This window comes from Aquitalea sp. FG25, from assembly GCF_057809375.1.
The window spans coordinates 55637-70416 of record NZ_JBMDJV010000013.1; the positions used below are offsets into that span (position 1 = coordinate 55637).

Annotated in this window: 8 protein-coding genes; 4 read left to right on the forward strand and 4 right to left on the reverse strand. The window is 56.7% G+C overall.

What is annotated here, in order from left to right:
- Positions 1–7 precede the first annotated feature (7 nt).
- From ACODR9_RS13085 to ACODR9_RS13100, 4 genes are all read right to left on the reverse strand, one after another.
- Positions 8–811: a helix-turn-helix transcriptional regulator gene (locus ACODR9_RS13085; protein ID WP_488809773.1), complete on the reverse strand. Its 804-nt coding sequence runs from the start codon at positions 809–811 to the stop codon at positions 8–10.
- Between the two features lie 135 nt (positions 812–946).
- Complete coding sequence (gene adhE, locus ACODR9_RS13090; RefSeq protein WP_488809775.1) at positions 947–3613, reverse strand: bifunctional acetaldehyde-CoA/alcohol dehydrogenase; 2667 nt, start codon at positions 3611–3613, stop codon at positions 947–949.
- Between the two features lie 405 nt (positions 3614–4018).
- Positions 4019–5086: a carbonic anhydrase gene (locus tag ACODR9_RS13095; RefSeq protein ID WP_488809776.1), complete on the reverse strand. Its 1068-nt coding sequence runs from the start codon at positions 5084–5086 to the stop codon at positions 4019–4021.
- A gap of 183 nt (positions 5087–5269) precedes the next feature.
- Positions 5270–6154 (reverse strand): DMT family transporter, encoded by an 885-nt coding sequence (locus tag ACODR9_RS13100; RefSeq protein ID WP_488809777.1) that lies wholly within the window; start codon positions 6152–6154, stop codon positions 5270–5272.
- Positions 6155–6380: 226 nt separating this feature from the next.
- Here ACODR9_RS13100 and ACODR9_RS13105 point away from each other — a divergent pair, with 226 nt between their 5' ends.
- The 4 genes from ACODR9_RS13105 to ACODR9_RS13120 all read left to right on the forward strand — a co-directional run bounded on the left by ACODR9_RS13105 (position 6381) and on the right by ACODR9_RS13120 (position 14675).
- Positions 6381–7319, forward strand: a complete 939-nt coding sequence (locus ACODR9_RS13105) for a LysR family transcriptional regulator (protein ID WP_488809779.1) — start codon at positions 6381–6383, stop codon at positions 7317–7319.
- A 124-nt stretch (positions 7320–7443) separates the two neighbouring features.
- On the forward strand, positions 7444–8625 hold the full coding sequence (locus ACODR9_RS13110) for an FAD-dependent monooxygenase (RefSeq protein WP_488809781.1): 1182 nt from the start codon (positions 7444–7446) through the stop codon (positions 8623–8625).
- Between the two features lie 631 nt (positions 8626–9256).
- Complete coding sequence (locus ACODR9_RS13115; RefSeq protein WP_488809782.1) at positions 9257–10153, forward strand: hypothetical protein; 897 nt, start codon at positions 9257–9259, stop codon at positions 10151–10153.
- Between the two features lie 25 nt (positions 10154–10178).
- Positions 10179–14675 (forward strand): Tle-like phospholipase domain-containing protein, encoded by a 4497-nt coding sequence (locus tag ACODR9_RS13120; protein WP_488809783.1) that lies wholly within the window; start codon positions 10179–10181, stop codon positions 14673–14675.
- Positions 14676–14780 lie beyond the last annotated feature (105 nt).

The window sequence follows — 14780 nt, forward strand, 5'->3', positions numbered from 1 at the left end:
CAGGCTCTCAGCGCCAGGTCCGGGCATAGCGACCCGGCGTAATACCCAGCCGCTGCAGGAATACCCGGTTCATATGGCTTTGATCAGCAAAGCCAACTGCCGCCGCCACATCGGCCAGCGGCCTGCCCTGTGCAATCAGCCCACGCGCCAGCGTCAAACGCCGCTGCTGCAGGTAGTCATGCGGGCTGCACCCCAGTTGCTGGCTAAAGCTGCGCAACAGACGAAAACGGCTGATGCCAGCTAGCTCTGCCAGCGCGGACAGGCTGTGCGCCAAAGTCGGCTCATCATCCAATACCGCCCGTACCCGGGCGATGTCGGCGGAACACATAGTGGGCAAGCGGCGGCCACCATGCCTGCCCAACAACTGCGCCAGCATCAACAGTAGCGCCTGCTCATCAGCCAGAGGGCTATGGGCTGGCTGGCCCAGCCGGGCGAATAGCCGGCAAAACTGCTGACGCAGCAGCGCATCCTGCGCCAGCGGCGGTAATAACGGCAAACCTGCGGCATCGCCATCGCACCATTCACATGCCAGGTGCTGCAACAGTTCTGGCTGGATATACAACATGCGCCAGGCCCGGCCACCATCCAGCAAAGGTTGGCCATCGTGCACTTCGCCGGGGTTGACCATGATGATGTCACCCTGACCGGCCTCCACCATGCCACGGCCACTGCAGGAACGTTGTGCGCCGCGCACGATCAGCCCCACGCCGAACTCCTCGTGACTATGGCGGGCAAAGGTCCGGCTGCTATCCGCCTGCATGGTGTAAATACCGTGCAGGGCGCTAGGGTAATAATCGATGCGTTCGGCCATCCGCCATCTTCCTGATACGACACAGCAGTCTGCATGCTACTGCGCTAGCCCGTAGAGCGACCAGCGCCCCTTGCTGTGCTGGCAATAAAAAAGCCCGAAGCATGCTCCGGGCCGGTGTGACAATGTGCTGAAGCTTTATACCGCTTTGAGCTTGCCCTTGGGCTTGCGCACCACGGCGGTGTCGCTGGCGGCCTCGCGCAAATGGGCTTCGCACCAGGCGTGGCCATAGTAGCTGTCCAGCAATAACTGCTTGAGTTCGCTGATCAGCGGATAGCGCGGATTGGCCCCGGTGCACTGGTCATCGAAGGCGGCCTCGGCCAGCTTGTCCACCTTGGCGAGGAAGTCCGCCTCGCCCACCCCGGCAGCCTGAATCGACATGGGAATGTCCAGTGTCTGCTTCAGCTCATCCACCCACTGCACCAGCCTTTCCACCCGTTCGTGATCGCGGCTGGCCTCCAAGCCCAGATGGCGGGCAATCTCGGCATAACGCTCCACGCTCTTGGGCCGGTCGTACTGGCTGAAGGCGGTTTGCTTGGTCGGAATATCAGCGGCGTTATAGCGGATGACATTGCTGATCAGCAAGGCATTGGCCAGGCCATGTGCCAGGCCGAACTCCGCGCCCAGCTTGTGTGCCATGGAGTGGCACACGCCCAGGAAGGCGTTGGCAAAGGCGATGCCGGCAATGGTGGCGGCGTTATGCACTTGTTCGCGTGCTTTCGGATCGCCAGCGCCCTTGGCATAGGCCGAAGGCAGGTAGTCTTTCAGCAGTTTCAGGGCTTGCAGGGCCTGCGGGTCGGAGTATTCGTTGGCCATCACCGACACATAGGCTTCCAGCGCGTGGGTGACCGCATCAATACCGCCAAAGGCGGTGAGCGACTTGGGCATGTCCATCACCAGGTTGGCATCGATGATGGCCATGTGCGGGGTGAGTTCGTAGTCGGCAATCGGGTATTTCACCCCGCTCACTTCGTCGGTCACCACGGCAAACGGGGTGACTTCCGAGCCGGTGCCAGATGTGGTGGGCACGGCCACCAGCATGGCTTTGCCACCCAGCTTGGGAAACTGGTAAATACGTTTGCGAATATCCATGAAGCGCAGTGCCAGATCGGCAAAATGCACTTCCGGGTGTTCGTACATCACCCACATGATCTTGGCGGCATCCATCGGCGAGCCGCCGCCCAACGCCATGATCACATCCGGCTGGAAGGCATGGGCCAGATCAACCCCCTTGCGCACCACCGCCAGCGTCGGGTCGGCAGGCACTTCAAAGAACACCTCCACTTCCAGGCCCATTTTTTTCAGCAGGCGCACCGGCTCGTCAACAAAACCATGCTCCAGCAGGTACTGCCCGGTCACGATCAGGCAGCGTTTTTTGCCGGCCAGGTCTTCCAGTGCTACCGGCAGGCAGCCACGACGGAAATAAATGGACTTGGGCAGTTTGTGCCACAGCATGTTTTCCGCCCTCTTGGCCACGGTTTTCTTGTTGATCAGGTGTTTGGGGCCGACGTTTTCCGAGATGGAGTTACCACCCCAGGAGCCGCAGCCCAGCGTCAGCGACGGGGCCAGGCTGAAGTTGTACAAATCGCCAATGCCGCCATGCGAGGACGGGGTGTTGATCAGGATGCGCGCGGTTTTCATCTTGTCGCCAAAAGTGCGGATGCGCTCGCCTTGCAAGTCCTGATCGGTATACAGCGCCGAGGTATGGCCAATGCCACCCAGCGCCACCAGTGCCGCTGCCTTGTCGCAAGCATCGGCAAAATCGCGGGCGCGGTACATGGCCAGGGTGGGCGACAGTTTTTCGTGGGCGAAGGCTTCGTCATTGCTCAGATCGCTCACCTCGCCAATCAGCACCTTGGTATCAGCCGGTACGGTGATACCGGCCATGGCGGCAATCTTCACCGCGCTCTGGCCGACAATGGCCGCATTCAGATTGCCACGGTTGAGAATGACACCGGCGACAGCAGCGGTTTCCTGCGCGCTGAGGATGTAACCGCCATGGCGCGAAAAGCGTTCGCGCACGGCCTCGTAAATGCTGTCCACCACGATGACCGACTGCTCGGACGCGCACACCACGCCGTTGTCGAAGGTCTTGGACATCAGGATGGAAGCCACCGCGCGCTTGATGTCGGCGGTTTCGTCGATCACCGCCGGGGTATTGCCCGCCCCCACGCCAATGGCAGGTTTGCCGGAGGAATAGGCGGCCTTCACCATGCCGGGGCCGCCGGTGGCCAGAATCAGGTTGATGTCCGGGTGCTGCATCAGCGCATTAGATAGCTCCACGCTAGGCTCGTCGATCCAGCCGATGATGTCCTTGGGCGCTCCGGCAGCCACCGCTGCATCCAGTACCAGCCGGGCGGCTTCGCAAGTGGAGCGGCGTGCACGCGGGTGCGGCGAGAAGATAATGGCATTGCGGGTTTTCAGCGCAATCAGCGCCTTGAAAATAGCGGTGGAAGTGGGATTGGTGGTGGGCACGATACCGCACAGGATGCCAATGGGCTCGGCAATGGTGATGGTACCAAAGCTGTCGTCTTCCGACAGCACGCCGCAGGTTTTTTCATCCTTGTACTTGTTGTAGATGTACTCGGAGGCAAAGTGATTCTTGATCACCTTGTCCTCCATCACCCCCATGCCGGTTTCTTCCACCGCCATGCGCGCCAGCGGAATGCGCGCATCGGCTGCGGCCAGCGCCGCACTGCGGAAAATGACATCCACCTGCTGTTGGGAAAATTCGGCAAAAGCCGCTTGGGCCTGTTTGACGCGCGCTACCAGCGCATCCAGTTGTTCCAATGAGGATACCGACATGACACGACTCCAATAACAAAGAAAGAAATCCGTCCCGGGCATCATGACATTCAGTTTATTCACCTGCCATTCAAGCAATATGAATAATATGATTGACTGAATATTCCGCCCTGCCTGCTGTAATTAATGCACTACAACAAGGCAAATGAAATTGTCCGACAAACAATAAAAATACCTTTATTTGCGAGGAAATTTATTAATTAAGGCCAGATTACTCTTTTTGTTTTCGGATCGTTTTGCGCCAAGCCAAAAGAAGGTAGCAAACAGGCCAGGCAATCAGGCCGTGCGCCAATGAGCGGCCTGCCTGAGTGTAGCGCGGTACTTACATGGAAGCGGGCCAAGCATGAAAAAACCGCCAGCGCCAGACTAGGCGGTGGCGGCATGAGCCGGGGATACACACTTGAATCAGCGCATGAAGCTGTACTTGAAATACTGGCCCTGCTTCATCAGCTCGCGGATTTTTCCCGGGTCGGTTTCACCGTTCAGATTGGTAATGATCAACTTGCCTGCGCCCTGGTGCAGATCGTTACGGAAATCGTAGAACGCCCCCAGGATGGCCAGATGCCCAGCTTCCACCTCGCCGGAGAATTTCAGGATGGCGCTTTCCACCTGGTTATTCACATTCAGCAGCGCACCATCGGTAGGATCGATTCCTTGCGGGATATTAATGGTGGCCAGTTCCTTGCGAATCGCCGGTTCCAGCTTGCCGTAATCTGCCGAGGCGGCCTTGATGGCACCGCAGGCAGCATGGCCGACAAAAATCAGCAGCGGGGTGTGCAGATGGCGCACGCCATATTCCACCGAGCCTTCGGCCGTGGCCAACTGATTGCCGATATCGCGCACCATGAACAGGTCATTGACCGCCCCCTTGTCCATTACCTCGCTTTGTACCCGCGAATCAGAGCAGGTCACCACGGTTGCGCGCGGTGTCTGCTTGTCGGCAAAGGTTTTGAAATAGGCTGCCTTGTGGTGCGCCATGTAATCGCTGTTGTCATGCAGGATGGTGGTTACGGCTGCACGCACCTGTTGCGCTTCGGAGCCATGGCCGTGCTCGTCGTGGCTGCTCTCCTCCGGCTTGCGTACCATTGGCTTGGGTTTTGCCCGGCGTGGCTTGGCGCTGCGTCTGGCCTCATGCACAGCACCGCCCGGTGCATGCACTTCGGGGCTGGGGCCAAGCGGGGTCTTGATTTGTGGCGCTGCGGACTGCTTGACCTCGGGCTGCAGGGTCTCCGGTTCCTTGGGCTTGGCGCGGGCGGCCGCCATCGAAGCGGCCAGCTTGCCCGGTAGCACAATGGTTTTGGTCGGGCTCTCGGCCGCAGCGGATGCAGCCTGTTTGCCCGGCAAGACAATCGGCTTGCCGTGTTCAGCAGGTGCAGCGGCCTTTTCCTCTGCCTGTACCATTGCCGCGAGCAAACACCCCCCCAGTAATACTGCCGCCGCATGCCGCGAACGGATCTGCCATGTTTTGTTCATCACGCCTTGCATCCTGTTGTTGGTAAGAGATGCCGTTTTCACTCACCCTGCCCAGGTAGTGTTGCCGGCTGGCTTGCCTGTTCTCTTTATATGCTGGTCCGGTCGCCATCACCGCCCTTGCTATCGGCAGCGCGCACGCCGCCGACTACTGCTACTCGTCATATCGACTAGTTTTTACCAAACTTAACCTTCAGCCTGCACGTTCGCCGGCCGCTCCCGCCCCAGCAACACGCCGCCCAACACCAGCAAACAGGCCAGCCACTGGGCCGCAGCCAAGGTTTCACCCAGCAGCAGCCAGGCCAGCATCACGGTAAACAGTGGAATCAGATTGATAAAGGCAGATGCCCGCGATACCGGCATCTTGCTAACCGCCCAGGTATACAGACCATAAGCCCCCAGCGTGACAAACACGCCCAGATACACCACCAGCACGCTGGGCAGCACCGGAAACTTCACCGGCCAGTGTCCCCATGGCGTCAGCAAGGCGGCACCAAACCAGACACTGCCCAGCAGCGTCTGCATGCCGGTGATGGCCAGCGCGGAGTAACGCAAGGACAGCCGCTTGGCAATCAGCACATAGCCAGTGGCACACAGCATGGCGCAAAACTCCAGTGCATTGCCCAGCACCGGGTGGGGGGCCTGGGCGGATGCCTGGTTGTCCAGTGTCAGCCACAGCACCCCGGCAAAGGAAATGGCCAGGCCCAGCCAACTGCGCGGCCCCATCTTTTCATGCAGAAACAGCATGGCCCCCACCCCAGTCAACAAGGGCAGCGTGGCGGTAATGACCGAGGCCTGTGCCGCGCTGGTATTCATCAGCGCCTGCGCCTCGAACAGAAAATACAAACAGGGCTCAGCCAGACCCATGGCCAGCATCCAGCGCCAGTCACCACGCTGGTAGCGCCAGCGCTCTCCCCGCTGCCATAACAGCGGCAGAATGCAGCAACTGGCCAGCACCATGCGGGCAAACAGAACGGCCAGCGGGTCAAACACGGCAAATACGATTTTGAGGGCGATAAAGGCACTGGCCCACAGCAGCATGGCGGCACTGAGTGCGAAAGTGGGCAGCATGTCACATCCATAAATTGTTACGACAGGCGACACAGCGCCCTGGACCGGTATTTTCCCACACCTTTGACTGCGTCGTCCTGCCGATGACACTGCGTATATCAGACATGGAAAGTGCGCTGTATAGCACTGGTTTTTTCTGTTAACTGTTCAAAATTCGTCCGACTACTCATGCTAATATCGTTAAAAACCCATAGAAACTTCCTCCCTGCCCACGTTTTGTTCTGCCATGAAAACAAGTAGCACCCCCACGCCCGATGCCCTGCTGGCTTTTGATGCGCTGGCACGCAAAGGCAGCTTTACCGCCGCCGCCGATGACATCGGCTGTGCCAAAAGCCGTATCAGCCAGTTGGTGAAAGAGCTGGAACAACAGCTGGGCACGGTATTGGTATTGCGTAATACCCGCCGCGTGGCACTGACTGAAACCGGCCGCCGGCTGGCTAAGCACGCCCGCCAATTACGCGAGTTGCTGGACAAGGTAAGCCCGGATATCGAAGAGGCGCAGGGGCTGATCGAAGGCCCGCTGCGCATTAGCGCCACCGCCTCCTTCGCCCAATACCTGCTGGCCCCCATGCTGTCCGAGCTGGCCGCCTGCCACCCCGGCCTGGAGCTGGAGCTACGCGCGGAAAACCGCCTGCAAGACCCAATCAACGACGGCGTGGATTTCTGTATCCGCTCGCGTAATGTGCATGACGACCGGCTGGTAGCCAAACCGCTGGGCTTTGTCTGGGAGGCCCCCTATGCCTCGCCCGACTACCTGGCCAAGGAGCCACCGCTGGAAACCCCCGATGACTTGTGCCGACACCGCATCCTGCTCAACAGCCATCACGTGTATGGCCGCGAATGGCGGCTGGAAAAAGACGGCGAGCTCAAATCCATCACCACCCGTCCCATGCTGGTATGCGATCAATACGCCTCGCTGATTTCCGGGCTGATTGCCGGCCACGGCGTGGCACTGCTGCCGCACTATGTAGCCAGCCATTATCTGGACAGCGGGCACCTGGTACGGGTGCTGCCCGGCTGGCAAGGCGGCAGCTGGCCGGTATATCTGGTATTCCCCTATCGCCAGCCCCTGCCGGGAAAATACGAAGCCTTCATCCAGCATGTCACACCGCGCCTGCGCGCCGTGCTGGAAGAACGCCCGCTGTATTCCGGTGAAAAAGGCTGACACGGCAAGGCCAGGTACAGGCAGACCCTTGATCCAAACCAAAGCAGCCGCCGCCGGCTTTTGCCACAATCGCGCGTCAGGAAGCAATCGAGAATCAGGCGCATCGCGCCACAAGAGGGCAGCAATGGAACATCTGGATATTTTGATCGTGGGCGGGGGCATGGTGGGCAGCGCCCTGGCTTGCAGCCTCAGTGGCAAGGGCCTGAAAATTGCCGTGCTGGAACAAAGCGCTCCGCCGCCATTTGACAGTACACAGCCGCCCGATCTGCGCGTATCGGCCATCAGCCCGGCTTCGGCCAGCCTGCTGGACAGCATAGGAGCCTGGCAGCGCATTCTTGCCATGCGCGCCGCCCCTTACCGCCGCATGCAGGTTTGGGAAGACAACGAGCGTAACGGCACTTTGTTTGATGCTGCCGAAGCCGGTGTGGATGCACTGGGTCACATCGTGGAAAACCGCATCGTTCAACTGGCCGCCACCGCCTGCCTGCAAGAAAAAGACGACATCCGTTATCTCTGTCCCGCGCGTATTGCCAGCATCGTCTACTCCCCCAAGGCATCGCGCGTCACGCTGGAAGACGGCACCGTACTGGTGGCCCGCCTGCTAGTGGCCGCCGACGGAGCCCGCTCACAAGTGCGCGATGCTGCCGGCATCGGCATCACCAGCTGGGATTACCCCATGCACGCGCTGGTGGCCAGTTGCGAAATGGATTATGGCCAGCAGGACATCACCTGGCAGCGCTTTACCGCCACCGGCCCGCAAGCTTTCCTGCCGCTCACCGGTCCCCATGCCTCCTTGGTGTGGTATCACACCCCCACCGAGGTCAAGCGCCTGCTGGCGCTGAGTGATGAAGAACTGGTTTCCGCCTTCAGCGCCACCTTCCCGCCCAAGCTGGGCGGCATCCGTCAGCTGCTGGCACGTGGCTCCTTCGCCCTCACCCGCCGCCATGCCGCCAGCTATGTCAAAGATGGCGTGGTACTGGCCGGTGACGCCGCCCACACCATCCACCCGCTGGCAGGCCAGGGCGTCAATCTGGGCTTTCAGGATGTAGCCGTGCTGGCGGAAATCATCAGCACGGCGGTCAATGAAGGCCGCGACTTTGCCGATATCAGCGTGCTCAAAGCCTACGAACGCCGCCGCAAACCGGCCAACCTGGCCATGCAAACCGGCATGGATGCCTTCTGCTTTGGCTTTGCCAACGAAATTGGCCCGCTCAAGGCCGCGCGCAAACTGGGGCTGAAACTGGCCGACAAAGCCGGCCCACTCAAACGCGAAGTCATCCGCTACGCGCTGGGACTGCCGCGCTAAGGCAGTCTTGCGCTCATTCTGCACAGCAGGTCTGGATGGACCTGCTGCGCGCATTCTTGCCATCCCCAGCCCCCACAACAGTACCCTTGCCGCTGCTAAGCCATCTCACCGCATGGATAAACAGCCCAAGCACACGCTATCGCCAGCCCCCTTCCACAGCCTGTACCTCGCCCTCAACACCACACCTGCATTCAATCCCCAGACGCTCGCGGTAACACCATATCCAGGGGAAAAGTGAAATTGCACACACCGTAAGCACAACCCTACCAAACACACTACCTACCCATTTCACTGCATCAAGCTCAGCGCGCGCAGGCAAGCGGCATGTACTCACCGAGTAATTCTCATCCGGCAACGCCAACTTGCGCGGGCCTTATCCAGTCATTTCGGTACTGAAACCTGCAAAATTTTGCCATGCAAGGGAAAGATCCCAACCCGTCTGCCGGATTAATCCTCGGGAAAATAATCCAACTTCATCAGCCCCACGCCCTAGATCTGCATTAATGCCATTTACCTGTCCCTAGTACAGGTTTACCCACCCGATTACTCACCCCTACAGTCAGCCACAGTATCGTGGTCAGCCCGTGTTACCTCTCGTTTTACTGCCATTCCCTTCGGCGAAGGAAAGCCCATGTCCCGTCTTGCCCTTCCCCCTTATCGCTCTGCCATGAGCCTAGCGCTGGCCTGCATGCTAACCGCAGCCACGGCTCACGCACTTGAACCCTTGCCCATGCTGCAAAGCGAGCCACCCGCAGCGAAATTTTCTTATGAAGCACGCATTGTTCGACACCGTGGCGTGATGGATCGAGACCCCAATATCTACGTCTACACCCCCGCTTTTGCGCAGCGCTTTCAAATGCCGGTGCAATGGGAATCGAAAGAGTTGCAAGGTGCCGATGCTGTCGCCTTTCGCGTGATGCCCAGTTATGCCACCTGCGGTTGGGGGGGCAACCGCCAAGCTTGCCGTGAAGACGAAGTACGCTGTGTGCTGGATGTGTATTTCGATCAGCAGCGTAATCCGCTGCCCTGGGACCCAAGGATGCCGTTAGTAGAGCTGGATCTAAGTCAAACTTCATCGGAATTTTTGGCTAGTGCAGCGAACCGGCTAATGCGTCCGCGCAGCACATTACCGGGAGCTGGAGTTCGAGTACCACTAACCGACCCACAAACTGGCAAGGAGCTGGGGTGGATGTATTGGGATAAAAGCGGTAGCTCTGGATGGATTGGAATAATTTCTTACGACAAAAACATATTTAATCAAATCAGCATGATTACCATAGGAACTTCTTGCACCGACCCAACTTCCGAGTTGTGGTTAACATCAAGTTGGCTGTATCACGATGAAGTCACTAATTCGTCAAAATTAAAACATCGCATCACTTTTCCCGACAACTGGCAGCAACGGGTGAAGCAAGCAATGACAGCCAGCGAGCAGCGCAGTCGCGCATTTTATCGAGAGCAAGGCGAAAAAGCGCTCAAAGCCTTGCAGAAAGCCCAGCCCAGCCAGTCCCCTTCTTTCCCCCAGTAGACCTTGTCCAGACCGGAGATAAACCATGACCAGCACCCTGAACCGTGACGCCGTACTCAGTACCCTGTCAAATGCTGCTTATGAAGATAAGCCACCTGAAAAAATTGGCAATTGGAAATTAATTGACTACCAAGGGAAATCATCTGGTTTCTTCGCAGTGGCATATATCAATGATGTCACCAAAGAAGTCGTCGTCAGCTACCGTGGCACGGATAATCTGTTTTGGGGTGATGCTGCTGCTGATAAATCTTTTGTCACAGGTGGGTGGCATGACCAATTTGAGAATGCAGCAGCCTTTACAGCCAAAGTCATGGCGGATCGTTATATAGCACCTAAATTAAAAGATGGCCAATATACTCTTCTCACCACCGGACACAGTTTGGGTGGGGGGATTGCACAGTTGATGGCACAGATGTTTAACATCAACGGCGCCAGCTTTGATGCACCGGGTGCCAATAAGGTAGCTAACTCAGCAGGATTTCTACTGGCCAAAGCACGCTATGCACCTGGCAATAGCAACCAGATTGGCAGCGACTTTTACAACTACAGCTCCAATGGCAGCATGATTTCAGCAGCTGGTAGTCATCTTGGTCAGGAAATATCCATTATCAACCTTGCCGACGCCAGCCCAATTCCATTTATTATCGGCTTGGTGAGTGTAATGAGTGGTGGTGCTGCCGTAGCATTGCTGGGATTTGCTGGAAGCACAAGCATCCTGGATACACACCTGATGAATGGCATAGAGCGTGCGCTCTATATAGCAGCCGGTCTAGAAAAAGCACTCAATGATGGTTCTTTTAAGATGGCCACGGTTCCACTTTCCCAAGCGACCGGAAAGCCGTGGACGGGCTTGGGCAAAGAACCGAATGTCGTTGTTTTTCAGAATGCAGACAAGAAAACAACAGCAATAGTGGAACGTACCGGGGACATTTGGAAGTTATATACACCAAATGAATCAACAGTGATTACCTTGACCCCCTCCACAATACCCAACCAACCACCGACGTGCATCGTCAAGGAAGTTGATAAGCCCGCCTACAGTTGCACGATGGAGCAAAGTGGAAACACAGTCACGCTTCTAAAAGATACTAACCTGGACGGAAAAGTTGACTCTATCACTTCAATAAAATCTGTAGATGGCTATAACTCTGAAACAAAAATAGATAACAATGCAGATGGATTTTGGGATCGATTCGATTATGGTTATGACAGTAACCGTGATGGCCGTATCGACCAACATATTTCCACGGGCAACTCCTTTGCCGACCTGTTGAATGCTGACCGGCAAATGCGCTATCTGTATGGCCAAGGCAGTATGCTGGATTCCATCTGGCGTGATTACAGTAGTTTCTCCACCTATCAATTGGTATACAGCAGCCCTACCTTTACTACACCTACCTACCATTTTGGCTACGACCCCATCGGCGCTTTCTACGAAAGCAAAGCCATTGCCACCGATAATGCTGCATCCATTGCAAAACAAACTTTCCGAGTGCTGGACAGTAATGGCAAGGCCGTATCGGCAGCGCAATTGCTGGCACGCGATAGTAATAAAGACGGCAAACTGAGCGGGGCCGAGCTGGATGGGCTGACCGCCTGGCAGGATGGGAATGAGGATGGTGTTACACAGGCCGGTGAAAACATCACCCTGGCCAGCGCGCTGAGTGGGCTTGGTTTGCAGGCCATCCGCGCCAGCGATGTGGGGTTTTATACGGCAGGCCAGGCTGTTGGGCAAACCGTGGCGCAAAGTACGGCTGTCATTGCTGATCGAAAAACCCCGTCTACCCTGCCTGCTGCATTAGGCAGCAACTATGCCACGCTGCGTAATACCGACAATCGTTTCTGGGTCGCTAAAAGCTTGTGGATTGATTGGGCCCCTGGCCAAATCAAGATTTCCAGTGACCAGCGTAATTTGATTGGTACCGAAGGTAATGACAGTTTCGATATCAATTATTATGTGCAATACAATGGCAAGTATTTCAATTTGGGTTTGATCCAGAATTTTTATGCCAGTGGTGGCAACGACATGATGGGCGGGTCGGATCGCAACGACAATTTATGGGGTGGCACCGGTAATGATGTGTTGTTGGGCTATGCCGGGGATGACCACCTCGATGGCGAAGAAGGCGATGATGAGCTGGATGGCGGTGCCGGCAATGACTTGCTGGATGGTGGCAGTGGTAATGATCTTCTATTGGGGCAGGAAGGGAACGACACCCTGACAGGCGGGGATGGCCATGATGAGTTGAATGGAGGGAGTGGCCATGATGTGCTGGATGGGGGGGCCGGTAATGACAAGCTGTTTGGCGGGGTGGGGAATGATGTGCTGAATGGCGGCGATGGTGATGACCTGCTTTTTGGCTTCACCCCAAGTAACGACAGCAAACAAACCCTGGCCCCAGGTGAAAGCGACGATGATGTGTTGTTTGGCGGGGCGGGCAATGACTTACTGCTAGGCGGTTTGGGCCAGGATTATCTGGATGGTGGCAGCGGCGACGATGAGCTCAATGGCGGTGAGGGAAACGATGTCATGGATGGTGGCAGCGGTGCCGACAAGATGTTTGGCGGCGTGGGTAATGACCGCATGTGGGGCGGTGATGGCGATGACATCATGCTGGGGTTCACTCCAGATAATGATACCAAGCAGACCCTAGCGGCTGGCGAAACTGATGATGATGTGATGTATGGCGGGGCCGGCAATGATTTGATGATAGGCGGGCTGGGTCATGACCAGTTATGGGGCGGTACCGGCAACGATGAGTTGCAAGGGGGTGGGGGAGATGACTGGCTGTATGGCGAGGCCGGTAACGACCGGCTGTTTGGTGGCGCTGGCGATGATGTAATTTATGGTGGCGATGGCGATGATTTGATTATTGGTGGCGTAGCCAATAACGAAGCAGCATTGCCAGCAGGGACGCGTGATAATAATTTCCTGTACGGTGGTGCCGGGAACGACACCATTATTGGCGGCATTGGCAATGATTATATTGATGGTGGTGCCGGTGCCGACAGCATGGAAGGTGGAAAAGGTAACGATACCTATATTGTCAACAGCGTGAATGATGTGGTGCTGGAGCAGCAGAATGAGGGCTACGATACCGTTATCAGTAGCGTCAATTACATTCTGAATGCCAATATCGAAGAATTGCGCTTGCTGGAAGGCTATACCATCAATGGTACCGGTAATAGCCTGAACAACCGCATCATCGGCAATAGCCGGGACAATATACTGGATGGTGTCACCGGGGCCGACACCATGATTGGTGGCCTGGGTAATGATATTTATTATGTCGATAACACAGGGGATCAGGTGGTCGAGCTGGCTGGTGAAGGGGTGGATACAGTCTATGCCAGCATCAGCCATACCTTGGGTGAACATGTCGAAAACCTGACCTTGCTGGATTTTGCCAAGCCGGAAAAGGGTATTGCCGATGGGGTGGATATTCTGGTGTATGGCTACCCCAAGGCCAACGAGCTAGATTATATGCAGGGCAATGCCGTCCCCGGTTTCAGAGGCACTTGCGCACTGACCAGCATTGCCAACCCGACTACCCAGGCCAATATCGCACTGACCGAAGGCCAGGTGGTGCAGCGAGCGATAGACAATAAATGGTGTGTCACCGATCCGGTCAAAGCCGACTACCAGCGCGGTGGCAGCAACGCCTATGATCAGCAAGCCTTGCTCAATAGCTATGGCATTCGTAATGGTCTGATTGCTGGTTATAACGAACAGGCCATTGCCAACCTGATCAAGGGTGGGCGCGGTGTCATTATTGCGGTTAACAGTGGCAAGCTGTGGAACGATGCGGCTTATCTGGATGACGGCAGCACCAATCATGTGGTGACTGTGACCGGCGTGGCTTGCGATGCCAAGAGCGGCGCAATCAATGGCTTTTATATTGCCGACTCGGGCCGGGGCCTGGTCAGCGATATGACGCGCTATATCTCGCTGGCAGATTTCCGCCGTGACGCCAATGTCACTAATGCTTATGCCATTTACACCATCGAACCGATCAAGCTATGGGAAGAAAACATCAATGCCACTGGCAATGCATTGAATAACCAGATTATCGGTAACCGTGGCAATAATGTGCTGACCGGTGGCAAAGGTAATGACACGCTGATTGGCCAAGCCGGTAACGACCGCTATGTATTTAACCGTGGCGACGGCCAGGACTTGATCATCGATCAGGATGCCACGGTGGGCAATACCGATACCTTGCAGCTGAATGGCATCAATCAGACTGATTTGTGGTTCTCCAAACAAGGTATGGACCTGCAAATCCAGGTACTGGGCAGTACGGATAGGCTTACCGTCAAGGACTGGTACACCGCGGGCAGCAGCGGCACGGATAACCAGATCGAGCGGATTCAAACCGCTGATGGCCGCACGATGTACAACAGCGACGTCGCCCGCTTTGTGCAGGCCATGAGTGCGTTTGCGCCACCATCAGCTACCCAAACCAGTTGGGTGAATGGGCAGCAAAGTAATGGGCAGATACTGCTGGCGGTCAATCATTAGTCCCGTCAAATCATCCTGTTAAGCAGTCGGGAGGTAAGCCTCGCTTGCCTCCTGTACTGCCATTGTTCCCGGCTGGTGATGCAGCACCGCCTTCATCCTGTTCGT